The organism is Sedimentitalea arenosa (assembly GCF_016428585.1).
Classification (GTDB): domain Bacteria; phylum Pseudomonadota; class Alphaproteobacteria; order Rhodobacterales; family Rhodobacteraceae; genus Sedimentitalea; species Sedimentitalea arenosa.
Window position 1 is genome coordinate 1 of sequence record NZ_JAELVR010000016.1, and the last position, 24,444, is coordinate 24,444.

The following is a 24,444-nucleotide window of genomic DNA, read 5'->3' on the forward strand; positions in this document are numbered from 1 at the left end:
GCGACTGAAGGATTGGCGTCGCGTTGCCACCCGCTACGACAGATCCCCGACGGTATTCCTCTCGGCAATCGCGCTCGCGGCTACTGTCTTGTTCTGGCTGTAAATCAATGAGTCTGGAGCCTAAATAGCGTAGGAGCTGAGATCGCCCTGCCTCAATGTCCGGGGCCTTGAATTCGAAGATAACCTGCAGCGCATACCACTCGCCGCTGTCATCGGCGAAGGCAACCAAATCCGCTGAACCACAAGTTGCATACTTCTGTCCGCGCTCACGTTTGGTTAGGTCATGTGGCGTGTCGGGCACCTGCCATTCTGGCTTCCACCGAAGTTGTGTCTCCTTCCATCCCAGTCGCAATAAGTCCCTAATAACCTGTTGTCGTACCGTTTCTTCGGGTTTGATTGGCGCGGCATCGGTCATCACTTGTCCTTCATTACTGGCAGGAAACGAGCTACCCGTTTTCAAAGGCCGATACTAGCCGCAAGGCAAAACGAATTCACCAGAATAATCTCCGGGCGCTGAGCTCCCCAGCCTTTGCCGAGCCCGTGAGACCTCCCAGATGTCTCCGGCTGGTCATTCGCCCTCGCCATAGTGGTTACCAATTTTGCGCACTTGTTGGGCCTCGCCGCAATGAAGCTTCCAAGTTGAACGACGCAAATGCTGGGACGCTGAGACGTTTCGATCTCAGTTCCGTTCGACCGAACGCGACCAGCTTCGAAGTGCTCAGCTACTTTTCTGGAAAACTGTTTTTTATCATAACCTTACAGCCTGAGCACCAAAACGGCGCAGTCATCAGGTCCGGAGAATATCGCCACGGAGAGACCGCTTCCGGGCCTCTTGGCGCAGCGGCCAGTGCTAAGCCACACTCGCATAACCCTCGAAAAAAACGGAAAAATCCGGCCGCAGCCGGATCGGGAGAACGCTTTCGAGGGGGCAAGTGGCGGAGACGAAGGGATTCGAACCCTCGAGACCCTTCCGGGCCTACTCCCTTAGCAGGGGAGCGCCTTCGACCACTCGGCCACGTCTCCGCCGTCCCGTTTAGAGGTGCGCAGCCCGAGAAACAAGGCGAAAGTAGCGCTTCAATGCTCATTCATTCATCTTATACGCGCAGTATTGTAACGGTGGCCGTTATCGGTGCGAAATCCCTCGGTGTTTGGAAAAAACCGTCAACGTGAACGACTCCGTGCGAAGCGGCCGATCTGCCAATAGAAAGAATTTTGCCGACCGCGTGATGCGGCGCACCACGCACATGATCCATGCACTTGTCACCGAGATACTCGGCCAGATCGGCGGCGACGCAGGATGAGCCGCTATCGCTGAACAACCTCCACTTCTGGACTCGCTGTTGCACTGTTGCGGCTTGACGCCTTTATGTCCGCGTCAATACGCTGCCCGACGCCAAAACCGTTCTGAAATTGATAGGAGGCTGGGTCGAGGACTAAAATGAAAACCACTCACACAGCGGCCTGAAATGGAAATCGCCCCGCGAGTTCATCAGGGCAAAAACCGGCGTTGTTGCATTACCCCGGCCTGAGGCGCGACTGCCCCTTACCCGGCTGACGTCAATCCAAGCGGGCGATCTCGGCGGTGCCGAGTGCGTTGAAGCGGTTCATGAGGGCGATGCGGATGTGGATTTCGGCGGTCTGGCGGTCCGGGTCTCTCGCCATGATGCGCTCGCCGAAGGCCTTTAGGCAGCGCATCTTCGCCTCGATCCGGCTGCGGGCGTGGTATCCGGTCCACCGTTTCCAGAACGCCCTGCCGAAATATCGCGTCGCGCGCAGGGTTTCGTTTCGGGCGCGGGCCGCCGGGCAGTCATTCTTCCATAGCCGTCCGGTCTTTCGGATCGGGATGATCGGAATGGCGTCGCGCTCGATGATGGCTTTGTGGCAGCGGCGTGTGTCGTAGGCGCCGTCGGCGGTGACCGTGCTGATCGGCTCGTCCGCCGGTATCTGGCCGAGCAGGTCGTCCAGCACGGGGCTGTCGCCGTCGCGGCTGGGGTGAACTCCACGGCGCGAATGTCGGATGTGGCCGGGTCCATGGCCAGATGGACCTTGCGCCATTGGCGTCGGCCCTGCACCCCATGCTTGTGCGCCTGCCATTCGTCATCACCTAGGAACTTGATACCAGTGCTGTCTGTCACCCGGCAGGGCATCACCAAGTGATGTCCCGAGAGGGCACGAGCAGGTTGAGCGGCCCGTCGGAACGGCGATAGGGGATCTGCACGGACAAGGTCTTCTGCCGGCGGCACAGGGTGGAGAAGTCCGGTACCGACCAGTCCAGCCCCGCTGGTTTCCGCAGGCTTGCCACCATGCCTGCGGTCTGGCGCAAAGGCAGCTTGAGCAGGATCTTGATCGACAGGCAGAATCGTATGGCCGCATCGGAAAACACCGCTGGCCGTCCAGGTCGCCCTTCATGCGGCGCGCGCCAGGACATGTCCTTGTCGACCCAGATCAGTAAGGCCCCCGTTTACGAAGCGACGCGTTGTAGCTGGACCAGTTCGTTGTGCGATAGCGGGCGAGAGATGGCTTGTTCATACGGTGCGTCTCACGCCATGGATTCGCAAAGTGAATCCTCAGACGTCAGAGTTCTGCAACAACGCCGCGACGAACGCAGCGTCGTTGCAGTCGCTTTGGCTATCGTGTATCGACGATTAACGAAATGTAGGAACTCACGTGCTCCACCCCAACACTCCCATCGCAGAATTGGCAAAGGCACTCGCCCATCCCGCGCGGTTGCGCATACTGCGGTTGCTGCGCGCCACGCCCGGATGCATTGGCGGCGACATCGTGGACGCTGTCGGCCTGGCTCAGTCCACGGTTTCCGAGCATCTGCGCATTCTGAAGGCCGTCGGTGTCATCACTGGCGAAATCTCAGGGCCGCGCACCTGCTACGCGCTGAACCCCGCCGCCCTCGCGCCGCTTGTCGATTTCATTCAGGCCCTGACCCCGCCCGCTTCCGCAGACTGCTGCATGCCAGATGAAAAGAAAACTTCATGAGTCTTTTTGAACGATGGCTGACCCTTTGGGTCGCCCTGTGCATACTTGCCGGACTTTTGCTCGGCAACCTTGCGCCAGGCCTCTTTGGTGCGCTGGCCGCGCTGGAAGTCGCCTCGGTCAACTTTGTCGTCGCCGTCCTGATCTGGGCGATGGTCTATCCGATGATGATCGCGGTAGATTTCGGCTCGCTCAAGACGGTGGGCCAACGGCCGAAGGGCCTGGTCATCACGCTGGTGGTCAACTGGCTGATCAAGCCATTCACCATGGCGGCGCTGGCGGTGCTTTTCTTTGAGCATGTCTTTGCCGGGCTGATCGACCCCGAGCGCGCACAGGAATACATCGCGGGCCTGATCCTGCTTGGCGCCGCGCCCTGTACCGCGATGGTGTTCGTCTGGTCGCAACTGACAAAAGGCGACCCGAACTACACGCTGGTGCAGGTCTCGGTGAACGACCTGATCATGGTGGTCGCCTATGCGCCGATCGTGGCGTTCCTGCTTGGCGTGACCGACATCAGCGTGCCGTGGGAAACGCTGGTCCTGTCAGTCGTCCTCTACATCGTCATTCCCTTGATCGCGGGGATGTTCACTCGACAGGCGCTGATCGCAAGAGGTGGCGACACGGCGGTGGCGGCGTTCACGGCGCGGCTCAAGCCGGCCTCGGTGGTGGGGCTTTTGCTGACCGTGGTCCTGCTGTTCGGCTTTCAGGGGCCGGTGATCCTTGCGCAACCGTTGCTGATCGCAATGATCGCGGTGCCGATCATCATCCAGTCCTACGGGATCTTCGCGCTCGGCTACGGATGGGCATATCTGTGGCGCGTACCGCACAAGGTCGCAGCACCCTGCGCGCTGATCGGAACGTCCAATTTCTTCGAACTCGCAGTCGCGGTGGCCATCGGGTTGTTCGGGCTGAACTCCGGCGCGGCGCTCGCCACCGTCGTGGGTGTGCTGGTCGAGGTGCCGGTCATGCTGAGCCTGGTGAGCATAGCCAACCGGACACGCGCGAAATTCCCCGGGTCAACAAGTTGAACCACCGCCTGTGACTCATCATCCGCAGCTACTCCCGCAAAGGGGCTGCATGTCCGGTCAGTCTGCGATGACACTGGCCGCAAACGACAGAAATGAGCCGCCTTTGATGTGGTGCGAAACTTGGGCGTAGAGAGGGCTTCAGCGCACATCGCGTTCGCAGATCAGAAGTCCACTCGTTCTTTCACAAGCTAGAGGCCAGCCGTTTGGCCTCTGTATATCCCGAGATCATTTTTCCAATGATTTCTTCCGTCGCTCCGTGGCTGCGCATGAAAGCGGCCGGGTCTGAAGCGAGGGACGGAGAGGCATTGATGCCCTCCAACGCCGATCTGGCTCTTTCGCCATCGCCGAGCGCCCCCGCTGCAATCGCGACGAGGAAATTCCCGAAGCCGGAACCCTTGTTTGCCGAGTGTTCGGCGATGTCGAGCGCAACGGCTGCGTCGCCTTCCAACAGATGATACATCGAGAGCAGGTGATAGTACCATGCCGGCGGATCGACGGTTCGCTCAAGAGACCGTTCCATGAGCGGAACACCCTCGTCGAACTTGCCCCGAGCGGCAAGCCGCCAGCCGACCTGGGCGAGCGTATCGGGGTCGTTCGGGTTGAGCTCGAGCGCCCGCCATCCGAACCGCTCGCCTTCCTGGTAGTTGCCCATGTGGTGATGGATAGCCGACAGAGCCTTCAGGGTCAGCACGTTGTTGGGATCCAGGCTATAGGCGCGCTCGGCCGCGGCCAAGGCCGCAATGTAGTTGGCGTTAATTTGTTCGGGCGGCAGGAACCGGTACCGGGACGCGTCGAGGCGGACCCATCCCAGCATCGCCCAGGCGTCACTGTAGTCCGGATTTCGTGCCACCGCCGCATCGAGGCACTCGAGCATCTGCTCGAATTCGGCCCGCTCAAGGGTCCGGCGATAGGAATACCCCTGTTGAACGCAAAGGTAGCTTTCCAGGCTCGCCGGCGGGGGGCTGTCGGCGTTCGACCGGATGTCCTCGGACAGAGCCCCGTATGGCTGCCCAAGGGCGCTCGCGATCTCGGCCGACACGGAGTCGCGCAAATCGATGAGCGATCCCGGTGAGAGTTGCAGGTCGTAAATGTCGCTCCAGACCATTTCGCCAGTGCCGGCATTCAAGAGGTTGACCACGACGGAGACGCGATTCCCCTCGATCAGAACTTCTCCGCGCACGACGTAGCTGGGGAGGGGGGCCTTGCCGAGCTCTGCCAATGTCTGTGCTTCAAGGTTCTCGACCGACGGCGCAAAAAGCCGGAGGCCGCGGAACTGGCTCAGATAGTGCAGGAGTTCCGAGCCGAGGCCAGCTGCGAGCGCATGCGTGGTCTCTGACGGATCGAGCGCCTGAAAGGGCAGAATGGCGACACGGGGCAGATCGACCTCGCCGGCGGTTGCCGTGGTGGTATCGTCTGACCCTTTTTGGAGGAGAAGGCCGACGCCCACCCCGGTCAGCAGGACCAGAAGGATCGCGATCGCGAGTGTTGCCCGGGAGCTGCGTTGGTGCGTCCGGGGCGGTGTGGGATCGACCTCCGGCGGCTGCGGGTCGGGGGGCTCAGGCGCGTGGTGCAGTGTCTCGAACTCCGGCGCGTATCCACCCTTCGGAATCGAGATCCGTACGGGATCATCACGTCCAGGCCCGACATAGTAGCTGTCGAGATCGCGGCGAAGGCGGCGCGCTTCCAGCCGGACGACCGGATCTGACTTGCTGTTGAAATCGGTGTCGCGCCGAAACACCTCGTGCGCGATAACGACGCCCTTCAGACCCTGGGCGCGACCCGCAACCGCTTCTTCGACGACGAAGCGAAGGAATTTCCGACGCTGATCGCTGGCCGAAAAATCCGGACTGGCCAGCACACGTTCCAAAGCCGCCTGAATGTCGGCTGTCGACGGGGTGTCCCTCTCGCATTCGACTGCCTGTTGGACCGTGTGCGCCATCGATTCTCCGTATCGCGAAAAAATCGCTTGTATCTCGTGTCTTTAGCAGCCGCCTTCGCCTACGTCACACAGATTTCATGTTAACATCACAACATCAGGGGGGTGTCACAGGGGGGGTACGAACCCGTTCGCTACTCCCTTGAGCGGGTCGAAGGCGCTACTCGATTTAGTGAAACCCTTCTCCGGCGTCGTTCCATCGGAGGACATTGCATGGACCGCTGGCACTTCACGATGAACCGTTGGCCCGACCAAGCCTTTTCGATCCGTCGACGCATGAAGGACGACGAGCGGTTCTGCGAGATCGTGTGCGATTACGAGGTCGCGCGGTCTGCGTTGCAGCACTGGCGCCTGAAAGATCCGCCCGAAACGCAAAGGATCACCGACTACAAGCAGATCGTGCGCGAGCTGGAGGCGGAGATCGAAGCAGACCTGGCGCTTTCGCGCCTCATGACATCAACCGGTTGCGGGGGCGAATCGTAAAGGTTCGCCGCCACGCCATTTCTCAAACCATACGGAGACCAACCCATGACACAGACCGAAATTCAGCCCCCAAGAGCCGAGAGGCGAATGGGCCATGCCCTGAGGCTCGGCCTCTCGATCGTTGCGGCAAGCTTTGTGGTGACGGCCGCATTTGCACAGGACCAATCTGCTGCGGCAAAGCCGAACATCCTTCTGATCGTCTCGGACGACACTGGCTGGGGCGATCTGGGACCGTATCTCGGCGGTGAAGCGCGCGGGATGCCGACGCCGAATTTCGATCAATTGGCCAAGGAGGGCATGTTCTTCACGAATTTCTATGGTCAACCGTCCTGCACACCGGGACGGGCCGCGATCCAGACGGGGCGTAACCCCAACCGCTCTGGCATGACCACCGTGGCCTTCCAGGGCCAGGGCGGCGGCCTTCCCGAGGCTGAATGGACCCTGGCCTCGGTGCTGAAGGAGGCCGGGTACAAGACCTATTTCACCGGCAAGTGGCATCTGGGCGAGTCCGACTACGCGTTGCCCAATGCGCAGGGCTACGATGTTATGAAAAACGCGTTCCTCTATCACCTGAACGCCTATACCTATCCCGATCCGAGCTGGCACAAGAATATGAGCGACGACCTCCGGGCCGAGTTCGCCAAGATCACCACCGGATCGCTCTCGGGTAATGCCGGCGAAAAGGCGACCGAGGACTTCAAGGTGATCGGCGATGCCGACACGCCCAACGACGGCAAGGTCGGGATCAAATATCTCGATGCCTATGTCGAGAAGGCCGCCTATGAGTTCCTGGAAGATGCCGCCAAGGACCCGGACACGCCGTTCTTCATCAACGTCAACTTCATGAAGAACCACCAGCCGAACCTGCCGCACCCGGATTTCGAAGGCAAATCGATCTCGAAGTCGCCCTACGCCGATTCGGTGGTCGAGCTTGACGCCCGCGTCGGCAACGTGCTGAAGAAACTCGACGATCTTGGTCTCAAGGACAGCACTGTCGTGTTCTACACGGTCGACAATGGCGCCTGGCAAGACGTCTACCCGGACAGCGGCTACACGCCGTTCCGCAGCACCAAGGGCACCGACCGCGAGGGCGGCAGCCGGGTTCCGGCCGTCGTTCGCTGGCCCAACCAGGTTCCGGCGGGCTCCAAGAGCGACGACATTCTTGGCGGTCTCGACCTGATGGCAACCTTCGCGTCCCTGGCGGGGCAGGATCTGCCCGAGAACGACCGCAAGGGCGAGCCGATCGTCTTCGACAGCTACGACATGACCCCGGTCTGGACCGGCAAGGGCAAGTCGGATCGCAACGAGTGGTTCTACTTCACCGAGAACGAACTGACGCCGGGCGCCGTTCGCGTGGGCAACTTCAAATACGTGTTCAACCTGCGCGGCGACGACGGCGCGGCCACCGGCGGCCTTGCAGTCGACACCAATCTCGGCTGGAAAGGCGCCGAGAAATACGTCGCCACGGTGCCGCAGGTGTTCAACCTGCTGGACGATCCGCAGGAGCGGTATGACATCTTCATGACCACCTTCACCGAGAGCACCTGGGCTATGGTCCCGGCCAACGAGGCGATGCAGGAGATCATGAAGACATACGTCCAGTATCCGCCACGCAAGCTGCAGAGCGAGACCTACACCGGTCCGATCACGCTGAGCGGGTACCAGCGCTTCCAGCATGTGCGTGACGAGCTCGAGAAGAACGGAGTCAGCATCGGCCTGCCGACCGGCAACTGACGACATGATATTGCGGGGCGGGCCAATGACGGTCCGCCCCGTTTTTTTCAAAACCCAGACCGTTCCGAAAGTTGACCTCTGCATGAAACCGCTTCTTTCCGGCCTTGTCTTCGGCCTCGCCTTCACCACGCCCGTCCTTGCGCAGGACGATCCGCTGCCATCCTGGAACGATGGCGATACCAAGACCTCGATCATCGCTTTCGTGGAGGGCGTGACCACCGAGGGCAGTGCGACTTTCGTCGATGAGGACCACCGCATCGCAACCTTTGACAATGACGGCACACTCTGGATCGAACAGCCGATGTACACCCAGCTTGCCTTCGCATTCGACAGAGTGAAAGCGATGGCGGACGACCACCCCGAGTGGAAAACCACCCAGCCGTTCCAGGCGGTTCTTGGAGACGATACCAAGGCGCTTGCCGCGGCGGGCGAGAAAGGGCTTCTTCAGATCGTCGCCGCCACGCATTCCGGGATGAGCACCGTCGAGTTCGAACAGCTGACCCAGGACTGGCTGGCGACCGCGCGCCACCCGAAGTTCGGCAAACCCTACACAGAGCTGGTCTATCAGCCGATGCTGGAGCTCATCGACTATCTTCAGGACAACGACTTCAAGACCTTCATCGTATCCGGCGGCGGTGTCGAGTTCATGCGCCCTTGGACCGAACAGATCTATGACATTCCGCCCCAGCAGGTCGTCGGCTCGTCGATCGCGACCGAGTTCAAGATGGTGGATGGCAAGCCGGTCCTGATGCGGACCGATAAGATCGATTTCATCGACGATGGTCCCGGAAAACCGGTCGGGATAAACTCCCATATCGGCATCCGCCCGATTGCCGCTTTCGGCAACTCCGACGGTGACCTGCAAATGCTGCAATACACCTGCCTTTCGGATGGCCCGGGCTTCTGTCTCTATGTCCATCACACCGACGCGCGACGCGAATACGCCTATGATCGCAACGCAAGTTTCGGAAAACTCGACAAGGGGCTGGACGCCGCGGCGGCGCATGGCTGGACGGTGGTCGATATGTCGAAGGACTGGACAACGGTTTTCGGTGACTAGTCTCAGTTGAGGGCGCGCGTTTGCCAGTCATGTGGCAGGTGCGCGCGACCGCAACGCCGTGCTTGCGATACGACAACGGCTGAAAGCGGCGCCATGGGTCGCTTCACGCAGCGCCCGGAAACCGACTCCACTCTGTCTGACGGTCACCAGTCCGAACCGGCCCGCTTGCTACTCCATCCGCATCGCTTCGGTTTCGATGAAAATGTCGACCGTATCCCCGACGAGCCCGTTGGCGACTCCGTAGGTCATACCGAAATCGCTGCGCTTGATCGAAGTTTCCAAAGACAGTCCGAGGGTTTCGCGCTGATGCCCGAACGGATAGGGGGCCATCTTGTTCAGCGTGACGTCCAATGTCACCGGTCGGGTCTCGCCCAGAATGGTGAGGTCGCCCGTCACTGTCCCGCTGGTGGCGGTTTCGGCGTTGCCCCCGTTCGCAGCGAATGTGATTTCAGGATGTTGGGTGACATGCAGGAAGTCAGGCTTGCGGACATGTGCATCCCGCGCCTCGTTGAACGTGTCAACGCTTTTAGCGTTGATGGTAACGGTGACATCTCCCAAATCCTGCGTTGCGGGATCGTATTGGAACCGGCCCTCGATACCGCGGAAAATGCCCAGCGTCTTTGCGTAACCGATGTGTTCGACCGTGAAATACACGACCGTATGTTCCGGATCGAGCTGGTATTCTCCCATCTCGGCAACGGCGGGGGCGGCAATGCAGGCAAGAGCCGCAGCGGTCATCACGATACGCATGATCTGTCCTTTCTTGTGGGGCGAAGACGGCACGTAGGTCGGTTCATGACCGCCACGCCGCGTTCGCATGTTGAACGGTGACAGGGTGTGATATAGGGCGTTTTCTACAAACGGCGGCAACAATCGATCGCCCGTACGCGATGCGCGGGTCCGTGACATGGAACACACCGCCGTCCGGCTGTCATCGGCGTCCGCGTCTTCAGATCATCGATGTCAGGCACAAACCCAAGGTTCCTCGGGCTGCCTGAGCGCATGATGTTGCCAACGTGTGCTTTTTGGCGGCAGTGCGATTGAAGACCTGAAACCATTGCGTTCTGCCGTGGTGCCACGCGAATGTACGATTTGCGCTTGGCTTGCAAATCGATTGCGTTAACCATCTCACATCGTTCCGGAGATGCCGGGTGTCGAGATTTCAACCAAGCGTTCTAGCTATGTTGCAAGGGAACTCAGGACGTCCATGATCGAGGGCCGAACACGGGAAATTTTCCATGCGCGCGCGGTGACATCGCCTGGCGCGTCTCTGATGCTCGTGGGTCTTGGTCTCGCGTTGCCGCTCTACCTTGCCTCTGCCATGTTTTTGCAAGGCGGGCTCGCCACGTTTGTTTTTCTTGCCGTCTTGGCAGGGGTGATGGCGGTGTTCGCGCGCGCCCTGACTGCGCATTACCCGCACCCTCGACTTGGTCTGTGCAATGTCGTGACCTTCTTCCGGGCCGCTCTGGTCTGTTTTCTTTTTGGCATGCTGTTCGCCCCGGGCGTGTCAGGCTGGCTCGTATTCGCAATTGCCACGGTCGCTTTTTCGCTTGATGGGATCGATGGCTGGCTGGCGCGCCGCGCGGGTCTGGTCTCGGTTGTTGGCGCGCGATTTGACATGGAAACCGACGCGGCGCTGGCTGCCGTGTTGTCGCTTTGGCTGCTGGTGAGCGACACCACGGGCGCTGAAATCCTGGTGCTCGGCTTCACGCGTTACGCGTTCGTTCTGGTCTCGTATGTACTGCCCGCGTTGAAAGGCAGCCTGCTCCCGTCCTGGCGGCGCAAGGCGATATGCGTGGTGCAGATCGCAGCGTTGATCCTGCTGGTTTGTCCACTGACTCCGAACGCAGCGATACCGGCGATAACCCTTGGTGCGACGGCGCTCCTTCTCTGGTCGTTCGCGGTCGATACGATGTGGTTGTTGCGGCAGGCTTCCTCGCATGAGCAAGGGGCTGGGCGACGGCCATCTTCTTCTGGCATCGTGAGACTATCCCCCGGAGGCCGCCAGGTCATGCGGGTTGTTCTTGCGGCCGTCATCCTGCACCTGGTCCTGATCCTGCCGCACCACCCGGGGGGCTTGGCGGGGAGCACCTTGGCCAGGTTTCCGCTGGAATTGCCAGTACTTCTCTTGCTTTTGCTGGCGCTGGGTCGCAGCTGGGCCACATTACCGCTGCGGGTTGCCGTAACGGCGGCACTGCTGGGTCTGACGGTGTTCAAACTGGCTGATCTGGCGATGTTCTCGGCGCTTGCACGGGCCTTCAATCCATTGGCCGATCTGGCCTTGGCCGAGGCCGGATATCGCCTGCTGATCGGCGCGATCGGACCTGTCCTCGCCGTCCTTGCATTGCTTGGTGCGATCATCGCGCTCGGCTGCTTGGGCCTGGCCGTCTGGTGGGCCACGGGCATCTGGGCAAACGCCGCGCCGGCATCCCCAAGGTGGCAAGCGGCGGTCGGCGGTGCGGCCTGCCTTGCAGGCGGCCTCGCCGTTGCGGATGTCGGCGACCGGATTGAGCGGTGGGATCTGCCCTACAATACCCCAGGTGCCGCCCGATCCACTGTCATGGCGATAGACAAGCTGCAGACCGCTCGGGCCACGCTGCGTGACCTGCAAGCCTTCGAGGCTGCCGCGGCCTCTGATCCGTTCGCCGGCACGCCGGGTCTTCTGGATCTGATCGACCGCGATGTGATCGTCGTTTTCCTTGAAAGCTATGGCCGGACCAGCCTCGACAATCCGCTATACGCCGATCTGCATCGCCCGACGCTGGCCGAGGGGCAAGTCAGGCTTGAGGCTCTTGGACTCTCCACGGCGTCCGGCATCCTGTCTTCGCCCACGCGCGGCGGCCAAAGCTGGCTCGCGCATGCAAGTTTTGCCAATGGCGTGTGGGTCAACAGCGACACCCGCTATCGCGCCGCGCTGGCATCGGAGCGGCAAACACTGTTTCACCTGGCTGCAAACGCGGGCTTTGAGACCGCGGCAGTCATGCCGCAGATCACGCTGGATTGGCCGGAAAGCAGCCGGATGGGGTTCCGCACGGTTCTTGCGGCCGACGACCTGGGATACGAGGGGCTGAATTTCAACTGGGTCACGATGCCCGATCAGTTCACCTATGCCGCCCTCGATCGCATCTTGCGCCAGCAGGGGCGGTCCAAGAAGGCATTCATCCAAGTGGCGACCGGGTCGTCGCATGCGCCTTGGGTGCCGGTGCCGACGCTGGTGCCGTGGGACCGAATTGAAGATGGCGCCATCTTCAACGACATGGCTACCGCTGGCGATACGCCCCAAGCCGTGTGGCGAGACCGCGACCGGGTGCGGGCTCAATACCGGCTCGCCGTGGACTACGCGTTGCAGGCGATCCTGTCCTATGCCGAGAAGCACGGCGATGAGCCGCCGCTGCTGGTCGTGATGGGGGACCACCAGGCGGCAGGATTCGTGGCGCAGGACGACCGCCCCGATGTGCCGATCCACGTGATTGGTCCCGCACATTTGGTGGATCGCACCATGGCGTGGGGCCTGTCGCCGGGATTGATACCGCCAAAGGACGCGCCGGTCATCGCGATGGACCGAATGCGCGATCTGTTTCTCAGCGCGTTTTCTTCGGTCAGCCCACGCCGCCAGGCTGCGAAATGACTCTCCGCATGCCGCTTGTTGTTCTGCGGTCATTGCAGGTGGCGTTGGCGGTGGCCCTTCTGGCTTTGCTCTGGCGTGTGGCGGACGGGGCGAACGCGATCGACTTGCTGATCGGCCTGCACGTTGGTTGGCTGGCGGCTGCGACTGCAGCGTTGACGTTGCAGACTGTGCTGTCGGCTTTGCGCTGGCGGTTGACGGCTGGGCAAATGGGCATTGGGCTGGATCGTGTCACGGCGCTGCGGGAATACTACCTTGCGCAAGTCTTCAACCAGGCACTGCCGGGCGGTGTACTGGGCGATGCGGGCCGGGCAGTCCGCGCACGGGCTGCGGCGGGGGTGTTGACCTCGGCCCAGGCGGTGCTGTTCGAGAGGGTGGCGGGGCAGATCGCGCTGTTCGTGGTTTTCTCGGTGGCCGTGATCCCGATCCTGTTGCGACCCGGTGGGTTGGACCTGCCCGCGTGGTTGGAAGCGCCAGTCGCATTGTTTCTTCTTCTCGGAGGCGCGGCTTTGGTCGGTCTTTGGCGGATCGAGCTTTGGCCGAACGCCTCTGCGCGCAGGTTTCGGGCTGCGTTCCTCCACGCCCTGGCGTCTCCGGACGTCCGCGTGCGACAAGTGAGCATGAGCGTCGGCACCGCGCTCTGCAATATCGCAGCGTTTGCCTTTTGCGCGCAGGCAGTCGGGACGGGTCTCACACCCGTTGCAGCGCTGGTTCTTGTGCCACTGATCCTGCTCAGCATGCTGATCCCGCTGACCTTCGGTGGCTGGGGTTTGCGCGAGGGAGCAGCGATCGTCATTCTTCCGCTTGCCGGTGCAACGCAGTCGGAAGCGCTGGCCGCAAGCGTGGCGTTCGGCTGTGCGATGTTGATCGCGACCGTGCCGGGCCTGCTTGCGCTGCGCGGTTCGTTCGCCACTGATCCCACAAGGATCTGACCGTGTCGCGCGCAAGGCCAGTCTCCCAAAGAGGATCCGGCAAATGACTGCTCGAAGCGCGGTTTTCGCCATTCCCGGCGATCTGGCCAGCATGACGGGCGGCTATATTTACGACCGCCGCTTGATGGAGGAATTGCGCCTTCTGGGACGCTACATGCACCACATGCCGCTGAGTGCGGGATTTCCTAACCCGAGTCCCGCCGATACCGAGGATGCCGCGCAGAAACTGGCTGCTGTTCCCGCGGATCAACCGATCCTTTTTGACGGGCTGGCTTTTGGCGCGATGGATCACGGCGCGCTCGGGCGGGTGAGGGCTCCTGTCGTCGCATTGGTTCACCATCCGCTTGCGCTTGAAACCGGGCTGTCGCCCGCACGGCGGGATCACTTGTCCAGGTTGGAGCGTGCCAACCTTGCACTTGCCACCCATGTCATCGTGCCCAGCCCACACACCGCGTCGGTGCTCTGCGCGGAGTACGGGATGAGACCAGATCGGATCACGGTCGCGCGACCCGGGGTCGATCCGCGCATGGGGCATGCAGTGCCAGTCGATCCTCCGCTGATCTTGTCGGTGGGAATACAGGTGCCGCGCAAGGGGCACGACATCCTGCTGCGTGCACTGGCCCGGCTGACAGACCGGGAATGGCAAGCGGTGATCGTCGGCACGGCGCAGGACGCAGCCTGTGCGGCGGATCTGTCTGCACTTGTTCAGGATTTGAAGCTGGAGGATCGGGTTCGCCTGACCGGTCGCATCCCGGATCAGACCCTTCAGGAAATATACAACCAGGCCTTCGTCTTTGCCCTTGCCACCCGGCACGAGGGGCACGGGCTGGTATTCGATGAGGCGATGATTCACGGCCTGCCGATCATCTCCTGCGATGCGGGCGCCGTGTCGGGCACGGTTGCCCGTGACGCTGGTCGACTTGTACCGCCCGACGATCCACAGGCATTCGCCGATGCGCTGGCAGCCGTGCTGGACGATCACGAGGCGCGCGCCCACATGGCGGTGGCCTCGGCTCGGGCCGGCAGCCGCTTGCCGAGCTGGCAAGCAACGGCGCGAACTGTGGACGATGTGCTGAGCCGTGTGGCATCCGGCACGCTGACGCGGGAGTAACCGTATGTCCGACGAAGATCTCGCCCTCGCGATACAGCTGTCGACACAAGCCGGTGACATCCTTCTGTCCCACTGGAAACAGCGAGAATGCCTGATCGTATCCACAAAGCGCGCCGGCGATTTCGTGTCTCAGGCAGATCGGGCCGCCGAGGATCACGTGCGCCAGGCCTTGGCCCGATTGCGCCCCGGCGATGGATGGTTGGGCGAAGAAACCGGACCAGCATCCGGGGACGCGCGCCGCTGGATCGTCGATCCGCTGGACGGGACGACGAATTTCCTGCGCGGGATCGGCCATTGGTGTGTGTCCATCGCTCTCGAGGACGCGGGACAATTGCGGCTCGGCGTGGTGTATGACCCGCTGCGCCGGGAAACCTTTGCCGCAATGCAAGGCAAAGGGGCCACCTTGAACGGGCAGAAGATCTCGGTCGCGCCGACATCTATGATGTCGTCGGCCCTGTTCGGCACTGGCGTTCCGTTCGGGGGCATGAACCACATCGACGAGCACGCAGGCGATATCGCGCGTCTGATGCCCAACTGTGCCGGATTGCGCCGCATGGGGTCCGCTGCGCTGGATCTGGCCTATGTCGCCGCCGGGCGGCTGGATGGCTTCTGGGAGCGTGTCTTGCAGCCCTGGGATATCGCGGCGGGGCTGGTCCTTGCGCGCGAAGCGGGCGCGCAGGTCGAAGGCTGGACCGCGTCAGAACGGCCGGAGGACAGCGGCACGGTCGTTACGGCAACGCCTGGTCTGTTTCCCGCCTTCGCCGCCTGTCTGCGCGCCGACGACGGCGCGTCAGGAAGACGCGAGCCGCGCGAATAGATCTCCCGACGGGGCGTCTGCGGGCAATCCGTCCAACCACTCCCGCGCGCTTGCGCCATTGCGCCAGTCGGGCCATGTGAACCCCGCGCGTTCGCCTGCGACCGGGTTGAACTGGTAGGGTCCCAATGCCTCGAGCCGATCAATGACGGCGTGGCTCAGGCCGCGGAATTCGGGCAGGTACTCGACCGAGATCATTTCGACCGGCCGGGACAGGCCCGAGAGCACCTCGAGCTCATAGCCCTCCACGTCGATCTTGATGTAGCGGGGTGTTCCGTGTGTGGAAATCAGCTGATCGAGTGTGGTCACACTCACCCGCTGTTGACGATCCCAGCGGACATGTGCAAAACCCGGTGCGTCCCCGGCCTGGTCCACGAACGCCGTCTGCAACGACGACACGGTGGGGTGGAGCGAGGACACTGCCATATCCGCCATCGCCTGGTCCGCGCCCAGCGCCGCTTCGACCAGAACGATATCACGCGGCAAGGTCAGCCTGAGGTAGCTGGCGAAGAGCGCTTGCGGCTCGACCGCCACGACTTGACCTCCGACAGCCCGCATCGCGCGCGCCCGCGTGCCCACATGTGCGCCCACATCGATGCAGATGTCTCCGGGTTGCAGGATGCCACGATAGAACCTGCGCCACGCACGCAGCGTTGCGGGGTTGTGATAGATCACAAGTGATCTGAGCAAGCCGAGCCAGGGCCCCATTGAGCATGTCCTTCCTGCAGTTCGGCCTCGTGACGAGAGGCTGCGCCGCCACCCCTAACAGGCGCTTGCAATCGACATTGGCGCGCTACCATAAAGACATGTAACAAACAGTTCGGCCAGAATGCGATTTCCCCGCGTTTCATCAATACAGCGCATCCTCGCGATGCCGAAGGCCCCGGATCGGGGATTGGCATGACGTCACTGGCACTCTGGAGTGTCGGGCCGTGCGAGGCGGAATTGCGCCCGGGTGCACAGGGGCAGGGCGTCTTGATCGACATGCTGTTCTCGGGCATCAGCCGAGGCACAGAACGGCTTGTCTTTGAGGGCAGGGTACCCGACTCCGAGCATACTCGGATGCGCGGGCCAAATCAGGAAGGTGATTTCCCGTTTCCCGTGAAGTACGGCTATTGCGCCGTCGGCCGCATCGCCGACGGGGCGCAGGCCGGCAAGGTCGTTTTCGCGCTCCACCCGCATCAGGCGCGGTTTCGCGTGCCGGACACCATGTTGGCTCCCGTGCCGGCCTCTGTCCCGGCAGGGCGCGCGGTGCTGGCGGCGAACATGGAAACCGCCCTGAATGTTCTGTGGGACAGCGGCGCGGGTGCGGGTGACCGGATCACTGTCGTGGGGGCAGGCGTGGTCGGCCTGCTGACCGGATATCTGGCCGCCCGGTTGCCGGGGGCCGAGGTCACGCTGATCGACACCAACCCTGATCGGGCCGAACTCGCCCGCCAGATGGGCTGCGCCTTTGCCCTGCCAGATATGGCAGCAACGGATCAGGACGTGGTCTTGCACTTTTCGGCGACGTCCGAAGGGCTTGCCACTGCCATCGACTGCGCCGCATGCGAGGCCACCGTCGTGGAGGCCAGCTGGTACGGCGCGGGCGAGACGCCGGTCGCCTTTGGAGGCGCGTTTCACAGTCGGCGCCTGCGCCTCGTCAGCTCCCAGGTCGGGCAATTGCCCGCAGCGCGCCGTTCGCGCTGGTCGCATGCCAGGCGGCTGGGCAAGGCACTCGAGCTTTTGTCGGACGACCGCCTCGATGATCTGATCAGCGGCGAGACCAGCTTTTCGGACCTGCCGGCGCGATACGGTGCCATTCTGTCCGACCCGGCGACGCTCTGCCATCGCATCCGCTACGATTGAGCCCCGCAAAATGTCCATCAGAAAGAAGAGCCGAGATGTTTGCCATAGAAGTCCGTGACCACATCATGATCGCCCACAGTCTGCCCGCCGAGGTTTTCGGCCCGGCACAAGGCATGCACGGGGCGACATTCACCGTCGATGCGTGTTTTTTCACCGAAGACATCGATGCGCATGGGCTTGTGGTCGATATCGGTCTGGCCACCGAGGCTTTGGCGGACACGCTGGCGCCGTTGCGGTACAAGAACCTCGACGAGGTCCCGGCGTTTTCCGGCAAGTTCACGACCACCGAATTTCTGTGCAAGCACATCTTCGATCAGATGGCGGGTCGGGTCCGCAATGGGGCGCTGTCCGATAATGGGCGCGTCCGCCGCCTGCGCATTACGCTGCAGGAAAGCCATGTCGCCCGTGCGTGGTTCGAAGGGGACATCTGACCTTGGGATTTTCCGCATCCTGGCTTGCCTTGCGCGAACCGGCCGACCTGGCGGCGCGGAATGTGCCGCTGTTGCGCAGCGCGGTCGCCTCGGCCGGTCCTGATCCTGTCATCCTCGATCTGGGCTGCGGCACCGGGGCCACGATGCGCGCCTTCGCACCCTCTCTGGACGAACGCGCTCAGTGGCGTCTCGTGGACAACGACGAAGAGCTCCTGCAACGCGCGGTCTCTGCCGGTGGCAATGTTGAAACGGTTCAGGCGGATCTGACCTGCCTGGATAGCCTGCCGATGGAGGGCGTGACGCTTGTCACCGCATCGGCGCTGCTCGATCTAGTTTCCGAAACCTGGCTGCTCGACCTGGCCGAACGTTTGAACGCGCCGATCTATGCGACGCTGATCTATGATGGCGAAATGAAATGGGAGCCGGAACATCCTAACGACGCGGCCATGACCGCAGCCTTCAATGCCCATCAGCTGACCGACAAGGGCTTTGGCCCGGCGTTGGGCCCAAATGCCGCGTCGCGGGCGCAGGAGATTTTTGAGCAGGCCGGGTTCGATGTGACATCTGTTGCGAGCCCCTGGCATCTGGCACCCGAGATGAGCATGCTGCAAAGGCAGCTCACGGACGGTATTGCCCGGGCCGCCGAAGAAGCCGGTGCAACCGAGGCAAAGGCTTGGGGAGACGCCCGCCGTGCCGATGCCGCGCGTTCCACCTGCATTGTCGGTCACCGTGACGTCTTGGCAATCCCTATGAACAGACGATCAGAAACCGCCCATGCAACAGGTTGATGTCACTCCGCGCGTCTGGGAGCATATCCTGCACCTGAAAAATGCCACGCCATGCGCCTGCGGAGATCTGTGGAGCGTTGGCGAAGATCTGGCACTCAGCCTTTATGGTCCACTTGCGCACAGGGGCAATGGACCCGCGACCGTAGCGCAGATCGGGCAATCTCTGGACGGGCGCATTGCCACCGTGACGGGCGATGCACGCGATGTATCGGGGCCGGATGGGCTGGCGCATCTGCACCGCATGCGTGCCCTGGTCGATGGTGTCGTGATCGGTGTGCGTACCGCCCTGCATGATACGCCCCGCCTGACGGTGCGGCTGTGCCCCGGCCAGAATCCAGCCCGTATCGTGGTCGATCCGGGCGGTCGCCTGCCGGACAGCGCGCCGCTGCTGCAAGACGATGGTGTTCGGCGGATCGTTATTCAAGCGGTCGACCGGCCGCGCAGTCAAGGCATAACCGTGATCCGCCTTGTCCCGGAAAACGGAATGCTGGACCCGAGCGAGATAAGCAGCGCGTTGCGGGCGGAAGGACTGTCCAACCTGCTCGTCGAGGGCGGCAGCATCACGATCTCCAAATTCCTCGAAGCGGGTTTGCTGGATCGCCTCCATGTCGCGATCTCGCCGCTGCTGATCGGAGGCGGTCCGCAGGGTTTGACGCTGACCAATCCGGCTTCGCGATTGGCGGATGCCCCTCGTCCGAGCATGCAGGCATTCTCATTGGGCTCCGACATTCTATTCGACTGCCAGATCGAAGAACGCGCAAACTAGCTGCGGTCCGGAGGTGTGGCCAGCGCTGTTGGGATCGATAAAGACCCAGGTGTAGCCACGTGAATTTCATGGATTGGCGGCATGCCGGGTTACGTCAAACGGGTTCCCGGATCTCCAATAAGAAAGGCCGCCCGATCGGGGCGGCCTTTTCATCCGAAACTTATTCGGACTTATTCGTTTTCCATCGCTTCGACAGCTTTCTGGAGGTCTTCCTTGGAAACCTCCTTGTCGCTGATCGTCGCCAGTTCGAACGCGTAGTCGACGACCTTGTCTTCGAACAGCGGCGCGCGCAGTTGCTGCTGCATCTGCGGGTTCTGCTGAACGAACTCGAAGAACTGGCGCTCCTGTCCGGGGTACTGGCGCGCCTGGTTCATGATCGCCTGGGTCATTTCGGCATCGCTGACCTCGACTTCGGCCTTCTGGCCCAGTTCGGCCAGCAGCAGACCAAGGCGCACACGGCGCTCGGCCAGCTTCACATGTTCTTCGGTCGGCTCGATCTCGGGGTGGTCATGCCCCTGCACGTCGGGATTCTCGTCATGCCAAAGCTGGTGGGCGATCTGGCCGGCTTCCGCCTCGATCAGGCTAGGCGGCAGGTCGAAGCTCACCATGTCGTCCAACGCATCCAGCAGGGCGCGCTTCATGATCGCACGCGACGCGCCGGCGTATTCCGCTTCGAGGCGCTCGCCGATCTGACTCTTCAGCGCAGCGAGATCATCGGCACCGAACTTCTTGGCGAGTTCGTCGTCGATCTTGGCGGCGACGGGCTGCTTGACCTCCTTGATCGTGCAGTCGAAGACAGCTTCCTTGCCCGCCAGGTGCGAGGCCTGGTAGTTCTCGGGGAAGTTGACGGTCACGGCCTTTTCCTCGCCGGCCTTCACACCGACCAGCTGTTCCTCGAAGCCGGGAATGAAGCTGTCGGAGCCCAGGACCAGCGGGTAATCCTCGGCGGCCCCCCCCTCGAACGCCTCGCCATCGACCTTGCCGACGAAGTCCATCACGACCTGATCGCCGTCCTTGGCCTTGCTGCCCTTCTTGCGCGGCTCGAATTCCTGCGCGGTTTCCGCCAGGTTGCCGAGTGCCTCTTCGATATCGCTCTCGGATGCCTTGACCACCAGCTTCTCGAGGGTGACGGACTTCAGGTCGACGTCAGGAATTTCGGGCAGCGCTTCGTAGGAGAGCGCGACCTCGACATCGTCGCCTTCCTTCCAGTCCTCGTTGGTCATCTTGACCTCGGGCTGCATCGCGGGCCGGTCACCGCTGTCCTCGAAATGCTTGGACATCGCGCCGTCGATGGTCTCTTGCATGGCTTCGCCCATCAGGCGCTGACCGAACTGCTTCTTCAAGAGCGGCATCGGAACCTTGCCCTTGCGAAAGCCTTTCATCTCGATCTCGGGCTGTGCTTCGGCCAGCTTCTCGTTGACCTTTTCTTCCAGTTCGGTCGCTGTGACCTTGATCGCGTAGCCGCGTTTCAGACCTTCGTTCAGCGTCTCGGTGACCTGCATCGTGATTCCCCATAGGTTCTGGCCCGCGCATGGCGCGCAGCGTGCAAATTTGTGGCCTTCTATTTGCCGCCGAGACGCGGCGCAAGGGGATAGCGTGTCAAATGCCGTTCTGCCCGCGTCAATTCATCCATGACCGTCAGCCAATCGCGTCGCAGCCTCATCTGGCCCGGCAGTACCATTCCAACCGTCGTGGGTCGCGAGGCTGCGCCCGCGACCAGCTTGCGAAAACATCGGCAAGAGACGGAGATCGGATCGGACTTGAAGGGAAAAAGCGCCTGTCGGCGCCATTTCACTCGATGACGGTCTGTTTCACGAGGCCGGTCTCGACTAGCATGCCGCGCCGTTTGGCCTCGTAATAGTAGCCGCGGGAGTAGTGCTTCACGGCGGTATCGTGACTACCGTCCGCCAGCAGCCACGCGCCACGCAGATACCGGCCGGCATATTTCAGGTTGGTTTCGGGATCGAGAAGATCGTTGGGCTTGCCCCGGAAGCCCATCGAGCGGGCCGTGGCGGGAAGAATCTGCAGAAGACCGTAGTAGGGGCGGTTGACCGCATGGGGCCGATGGGTGCTTTCACGGATGGCGAGACGGTGCACCAGGGGCCGGGGGATCTCGTAGAGATCGGCGTAGTTGTTGATGAGGCGCCGCAATTCGGGAGTTTCGTTGGGATAGAGCGGCGGTTCGAGCGGCGCGTCGGCAATGTCGCGGGTGGCGCAGGCGGAGGTGGCGGCCCCGATCATCAGCAGGGCGAGGGCACGGCGGCGTGTGTATGCGGGCATGAGGGGTCCGGTTGGCAGTTGCTCACCTATGAACTCCTACCGGCTGAGCCGACTTCGACAAGAGGGCCGTTCGCGCATGGGCGGAGGATTGCCAATGCCCGGGGCTTGTCGCCGCCGGATACAGCGCGCAGTCTGGCCGCAAATACGCGAAAGAAGGGCGATCATGGACTATACCGGGTTTGGCAAAGACGAGTACGAAGCGTTCAAGGCGAATGACCGGCCGGGGCCGGTCCACATGCTGAACCTGGTTCGGCTGCGAGAGACGGCGAACTATGAAGATGGCACAAGATCGACGGGGCAGGCGGCCTATGCGGCCTATGGCCGGCTCAGCGCGCCGGTTCTGGAACGGGTCGGCGGGCGGATCGTCTGGCGTGGACGGATGGAACAAATGGTCATCGGGCCCCGAGACCAGACATGGGATCTGTGTTTCATCGCCGAGTACCCGGAACCGGGTGCGTTTCTCGCCATGCTGAAGGATCCCGACTATCGCGTTGCCATGGCGCACAGGCAGGCGGCGGTACAGGATTCGCGGCTGATCCGCATGGAACCGCTCTCTCTCGGGGCGGGTTTCGGGGGCGACTGAGCGACGCGTATGTTTGGAGGCTGGCTGCCACTGCCGTGCATCACGAGCGCCTGGTCGCCCCGGATCGGCGACCCCGGCGTACTTGGATGGCTTACGGTCGCTGTCTATGGCGTCACCATCCTGCTGTGCATCCTTGCGGCACTGCGGTCCGGCGAGCGGGAACAGCGCGTCTTTTGCGCGTTGCTGGCGCTGGTCCTGTTCCCCTTGATGATCAACAAGCAACTGGACCTGCAAACCGGTCTGACGGAGGTTGCGCGTTGCCTGGCGCATGCGCAGGGCTGGTACGAGATGCGCGGCGTGGTCAAGTTGTGGTTCGTCGCGATTTTCGGGACGGGACTGCTTGCGGCAGTGTTCCTTGCATTTTTCGCCCTCATGCCGCGCATGGCGCGGGTCTGGCCGGGGTTTCTGGGGGTGGCCTGCCTTGCAGGCTTCGTGCTGCTGCGCGCAGCCGAGATCCACGCCTTCAGTTTCGATCTGAACGATTTGCTCTACAAGTATGGGATCAACGTGGCGCTTGAGTTCGGCGGCATCGCCCTTGTGGCCGCTCACGCGATCCGCGTGCTGCGCCGGTCGGGCGGGCAGGCGGCGCGGTCAGCCTGATCACCTTCTGCACGCTCCAAAGAAGAACGCCCGAGACGATGTGTCCCGGGCGTTTCGAAATGCGATGGTGCGGCGACGATCAGACCTTGGTGTCGTCTTCCGTCTCGGCAGAGTCCTCGGGCGTCTCGACGCCTGCGGCTTCGGCGAGGTCATCATCGTCGGAGGCCGCGCTGCCGATGTCGTCGAAGAGTTCGGCGATCTCGAATTCGGCGGCCGCTTCTTCTTCGGCGGCCAGTTCCTGGATCGATTTGCCGGAGGCTTGCAGTTCAGCCTCGTCCGGGGAGCGGGCGACGTTCAGTTCGATCGTCGCGGTCACCTCGGGGTGAAGCGTCACCAACACCTTGTGCAGGCCGAGTTCCTTGATCGGGCGTTCGATCACGACCTGCTTGCGGTCGATCGAGAAGCCTTCCTCGGTGGCGACGTCGGCCGCGTCACGCGTGGTCACCGACCCGTAGAGCGAGCCCGCGTCGGATGCGGAGCGAATCACGACGAACTGCTGACCGTCGAGCTTGGCAGCGAGGGCTTCGGCTTCCTTGCGGGTTTCCAGGTTGCGCGCTTCGAGCTGTGCTTTCTGCGCTTCGAAATTCGCGATGTTGGCGTCGGAGGCCGACAGCGCCTTGCCCTGAGGCAGGAGATAGTTGCGGGCATAGCCCGACTTGACGTCGACCACGTCGCCCATCTGGCCAAGCTTGGCCACGCGTTCCAGAAGGATCACTTGCATGTCAAATTCTCCTTTATTTCACGGCGTAGGGGAGCAGGGCGAGGAAGCGGGCGCGCTTGATCGCGCGGGCCAGTTCACGCTGCTTCTTGGCCGAGACGGCGGTGATGCGGCTGGGGACGATCTTGCCGCGCTCGCTGATGTAGCGCTGCAGAAGACGGGTGTCCTTGTAGTCGATGGCCGGTGCGTTGTCGCCCGAGAAGGGGCACACTTTACGACGGCGGAAAAACGGTTTGGCTGCCATGGTTTACAATCCTTTTCTCAAGCGTTTGATCAACGGCGCTCGCGACGGTTGTCGCGGTCGTCACGCTTCTGCATCTGCACCGAGGGCAGTTCCTTGTGCTCGTCGACCTTGATGGTCAGAACGCGCATCACGTCGTCGTGCAGGCGCATCAGGCGCTCCATTTCCTGAACGGCCGGCGCAGGGGCGTCGGTGCGCAGGAAGGCATAGTGGCCCTTGCGGTTCTTGTTGATCTTGTAGGCCATCGTCTTGACACCCCAGTATTCGTGATCGACGAGGCTGCCGCCATTGTCGGTCAGAACGGTGCCGAAGTGTTCGATAAGGCCTTCTGCTTGCGTGTTGGACAGATCCTGACGCGCAATCATGACATGCTCATAGAGGGGCATGTGGACTCCTGTTTTGTTTCAAGGCGCATTTCAAAGGTGGGGCCTGATCCTTCCGCGGCCCCGCCACGAGAGACTGCGCGGTTCAAGTGGTT

23 protein-coding genes, 1 tRNA gene and 3 pseudogenes are annotated in these 24,444 nt (G+C 62.2%); 17 read left to right on the forward strand and 10 right to left on the reverse strand.

From position 1 onward, the window contains the following. Nucleotides 1-103: pseudogene (locus JF290_RS18795) on the forward strand (IS5/IS1182 family transposase); the annotation flags it as partial. A gap of 830 nt (nucleotides 104-933) precedes the next feature. Here the strand turns inward: JF290_RS18795 and JF290_RS18800 are convergent. Then, nucleotides 934-1,023, reverse strand: a tRNA-Ser gene (locus JF290_RS18800). Between the two features lie 336 nt (nucleotides 1,024-1,359). Between JF290_RS18800 and JF290_RS19645 the strand changes: the two are divergent. Next, nucleotides 1,360-1,503, forward strand: a pseudogene (locus JF290_RS19645) (IS3 family transposase); the annotation flags it as partial. Nucleotides 1,504-1,557: 54 nt separating this feature from the next. Here the strand turns inward: JF290_RS19645 and JF290_RS18805 are convergent. Then, nucleotides 1,558-2,529, reverse strand: a pseudogene (locus JF290_RS18805) (IS5 family transposase). Nucleotides 2,530-2,667: 138 nt separating this feature from the next. On the opposite strand from JF290_RS18805, the gene JF290_RS18810 reads away from it, so the two are divergent. Together JF290_RS18810 and arsB are read left to right on the forward strand one after the other, a co-directional pair. After that, the gene (locus JF290_RS18810; protein ID WP_199026445.1) at nucleotides 2,668-2,991 is read left to right on the forward strand and encodes an ArsR/SmtB family transcription factor; all 324 of its coding nucleotides are present in this window, start codon (nucleotides 2,668-2,670) and stop codon (nucleotides 2,989-2,991) included. After that, nucleotides 2,988-4,016 (forward strand): ACR3 family arsenite efflux transporter, encoded by a 1,029-nt coding sequence (gene arsB / locus JF290_RS18815; RefSeq protein ID WP_199026446.1) that lies wholly within the window; start codon nucleotides 2,988-2,990, stop codon nucleotides 4,014-4,016. The genes JF290_RS18810 and arsB overlap by 4 nt, the downstream gene beginning before the upstream one ends. 181 nt (nucleotides 4,017-4,197) lie before the next feature. Here arsB and JF290_RS18820 read toward each other — a convergent pair whose 3' ends face one another. Next, nucleotides 4,198-5,955: a tetratricopeptide repeat protein gene (locus JF290_RS18820; protein WP_199026447.1), complete on the reverse strand. Its 1,758-nt coding sequence runs from the start codon at nucleotides 5,953-5,955 to the stop codon at nucleotides 4,198-4,200. A 210-nt stretch (nucleotides 5,956-6,165) separates the two neighbouring features. Here JF290_RS18820 and JF290_RS18825 point away from each other — a divergent pair, with 210 nt between their 5' ends. From JF290_RS18825 to JF290_RS18835, 3 genes are all read left to right on the forward strand, one after another. Further along, the gene (locus JF290_RS18825) at nucleotides 6,166-6,435 is read left to right on the forward strand and encodes a hypothetical protein (protein WP_199026448.1); all 270 of its coding nucleotides are present in this window, start codon (nucleotides 6,166-6,168) and stop codon (nucleotides 6,433-6,435) included. A 45-nt stretch (nucleotides 6,436-6,480) separates the two neighbouring features. Beyond that, nucleotides 6,481-8,169, forward strand: coding sequence for an arylsulfatase (locus JF290_RS18830; RefSeq protein WP_227364163.1), 1,689 nt, complete (start codon nucleotides 6,481-6,483; stop codon nucleotides 8,167-8,169). Nucleotides 8,170-8,251: 82 nt separating this feature from the next. After that, nucleotides 8,252-9,229: an HAD family hydrolase gene (locus JF290_RS18835; protein ID WP_199026449.1), complete on the forward strand. Its 978-nt coding sequence runs from the start codon at nucleotides 8,252-8,254 to the stop codon at nucleotides 9,227-9,229. A 168-nt stretch (nucleotides 9,230-9,397) separates the two neighbouring features. Here JF290_RS18835 and JF290_RS18840 read toward each other — a convergent pair whose 3' ends face one another. Next, complete coding sequence (locus JF290_RS18840) at nucleotides 9,398-9,979, reverse strand: YceI family protein (protein WP_199026450.1); 582 nt, start codon at nucleotides 9,977-9,979, stop codon at nucleotides 9,398-9,400. 394 nt (nucleotides 9,980-10,373) lie between these two features. On the opposite strand from JF290_RS18840, the gene JF290_RS18850 reads away from it, so the two are divergent. From JF290_RS18850 to JF290_RS18865, 4 genes are read left to right on the forward strand one after another with little or no spacing between them, the layout of a single operon-like run. Beyond that, nucleotides 10,374-12,857 carry a CDP-alcohol phosphatidyltransferase family protein gene (locus tag JF290_RS18850; RefSeq protein WP_233155585.1) on the forward strand — a complete coding sequence of 828 codons (2,484 nt, stop codon included), beginning with the start codon at nucleotides 10,374-10,376 and terminating at the stop codon, nucleotides 12,855-12,857. 8 nt (nucleotides 12,858-12,865) lie between these two features. Further along, a complete protein-coding gene (locus tag JF290_RS18855; RefSeq protein ID WP_233155587.1) occupies nucleotides 12,866-13,786 on the forward strand; it encodes a lysylphosphatidylglycerol synthase transmembrane domain-containing protein in 921 nt (306 codons plus the stop codon). Between the two features lie 43 nt (nucleotides 13,787-13,829). Beyond that, nucleotides 13,830-14,897, forward strand: a complete 1,068-nt coding sequence (locus JF290_RS18860) for a glycosyltransferase family 4 protein (protein WP_199026452.1) — start codon at nucleotides 13,830-13,832, stop codon at nucleotides 14,895-14,897. Nucleotides 14,898-14,901: 4 nt separating this feature from the next. Beyond that, nucleotides 14,902-15,714 carry an inositol monophosphatase family protein gene (locus tag JF290_RS18865; RefSeq protein ID WP_199026453.1) on the forward strand — a complete coding sequence of 271 codons (813 nt, stop codon included), beginning with the start codon at nucleotides 14,902-14,904 and terminating at the stop codon, nucleotides 15,712-15,714. On the opposite strand, the gene JF290_RS18870 is transcribed toward JF290_RS18865, so the two are convergent. Beyond that, complete coding sequence (locus JF290_RS18870) at nucleotides 15,688-16,419, reverse strand: FkbM family methyltransferase (RefSeq protein ID WP_199026454.1); 732 nt, start codon at nucleotides 16,417-16,419, stop codon at nucleotides 15,688-15,690. The two genes, JF290_RS18865 and JF290_RS18870, sit on opposite strands and share 27 nt — an antisense overlap. A gap of 192 nt (nucleotides 16,420-16,611) precedes the next feature. Here JF290_RS18870 and JF290_RS18875 point away from each other — a divergent pair, with 192 nt between their 5' ends. The 4 genes from JF290_RS18875 to JF290_RS18890 all read left to right on the forward strand — a co-directional run bounded on the left by JF290_RS18875 (nucleotide 16,612) and on the right by JF290_RS18890 (nucleotide 19,544). Continuing rightward, nucleotides 16,612-17,559, forward strand: coding sequence for a zinc-dependent alcohol dehydrogenase (locus JF290_RS18875; RefSeq protein ID WP_199026455.1), 948 nt, complete (start codon nucleotides 16,612-16,614; stop codon nucleotides 17,557-17,559). Between the two features lie 35 nt (nucleotides 17,560-17,594). Next, nucleotides 17,595-17,990 (forward strand): 6-pyruvoyl trahydropterin synthase family protein, encoded by a 396-nt coding sequence (locus JF290_RS18880; RefSeq protein WP_199026456.1) that lies wholly within the window; start codon nucleotides 17,595-17,597, stop codon nucleotides 17,988-17,990. A 62-nt stretch (nucleotides 17,991-18,052) separates the two neighbouring features. Beyond that, nucleotides 18,053-18,778 carry a class I SAM-dependent methyltransferase gene (locus tag JF290_RS18885; RefSeq protein WP_328701302.1) on the forward strand — a complete coding sequence of 242 codons (726 nt, stop codon included), beginning with the start codon at nucleotides 18,053-18,055 and terminating at the stop codon, nucleotides 18,776-18,778. After that, nucleotides 18,765-19,544, forward strand: a complete 780-nt coding sequence (locus tag JF290_RS18890; RefSeq protein ID WP_199026458.1) for a RibD family protein — start codon at nucleotides 18,765-18,767, stop codon at nucleotides 19,542-19,544. The genes JF290_RS18885 and JF290_RS18890 overlap by 14 nt, the downstream gene beginning before the upstream one ends. Before the next feature lie 170 nt (nucleotides 19,545-19,714). On the opposite strand, the gene tig is transcribed toward JF290_RS18890, so the two are convergent. Continuing rightward, entirely contained in the window at nucleotides 19,715-21,046 is a 1,332-nt protein-coding gene (tig, locus tag JF290_RS18895; protein ID WP_199026459.1) for a trigger factor, read from the reverse strand. Between the two features lie 289 nt (nucleotides 21,047-21,335). Beyond that, nucleotides 21,336-21,785 carry a transglycosylase SLT domain-containing protein gene (locus tag JF290_RS18900; protein WP_233155593.1) on the reverse strand — a complete coding sequence of 150 codons (450 nt, stop codon included), beginning with the start codon at nucleotides 21,783-21,785 and terminating at the stop codon, nucleotides 21,336-21,338. A gap of 202 nt (nucleotides 21,786-21,987) precedes the next feature. On the opposite strand from JF290_RS18900, the gene JF290_RS18905 reads away from it, so the two are divergent. Together JF290_RS18905 and JF290_RS18910 are read left to right on the forward strand one after the other, a co-directional pair. After that, nucleotides 21,988-22,407, forward strand: a complete 420-nt coding sequence (locus JF290_RS18905) for a DUF1330 domain-containing protein (RefSeq protein WP_199026461.1) — start codon at nucleotides 21,988-21,990, stop codon at nucleotides 22,405-22,407. Nucleotides 22,408-22,416: 9 nt separating this feature from the next. Continuing rightward, nucleotides 22,417-23,007, forward strand: a complete 591-nt coding sequence (locus JF290_RS18910; RefSeq protein WP_199026462.1) for a hypothetical protein — start codon at nucleotides 22,417-22,419, stop codon at nucleotides 23,005-23,007. A 79-nt stretch (nucleotides 23,008-23,086) separates the two neighbouring features. On the opposite strand, the gene rplI is transcribed toward JF290_RS18910, so the two are convergent. From rplI to rpsF, 3 genes are read right to left on the reverse strand one after another with little or no spacing between them, the layout of a single operon-like run. Next, nucleotides 23,087-23,728 carry a 50S ribosomal protein L9 gene (gene rplI / locus JF290_RS18915; RefSeq protein WP_199026463.1) on the reverse strand — a complete coding sequence of 214 codons (642 nt, stop codon included), beginning with the start codon at nucleotides 23,726-23,728 and terminating at the stop codon, nucleotides 23,087-23,089. Nucleotides 23,729-23,741: 13 nt separating this feature from the next. Then, on the reverse strand, nucleotides 23,742-23,969 hold the full coding sequence (rpsR, locus tag JF290_RS18920) for a 30S ribosomal protein S18 (RefSeq protein WP_005852865.1): 228 nt from the start codon (nucleotides 23,967-23,969) through the stop codon (nucleotides 23,742-23,744). Nucleotides 23,970-23,998: 29 nt separating this feature from the next. After that, nucleotides 23,999-24,352: a 30S ribosomal protein S6 gene (rpsF, locus tag JF290_RS18925; protein ID WP_199026464.1), complete on the reverse strand. Its 354-nt coding sequence runs from the start codon at nucleotides 24,350-24,352 to the stop codon at nucleotides 23,999-24,001. Nucleotides 24,353-24,444 lie beyond the last annotated feature (92 nt).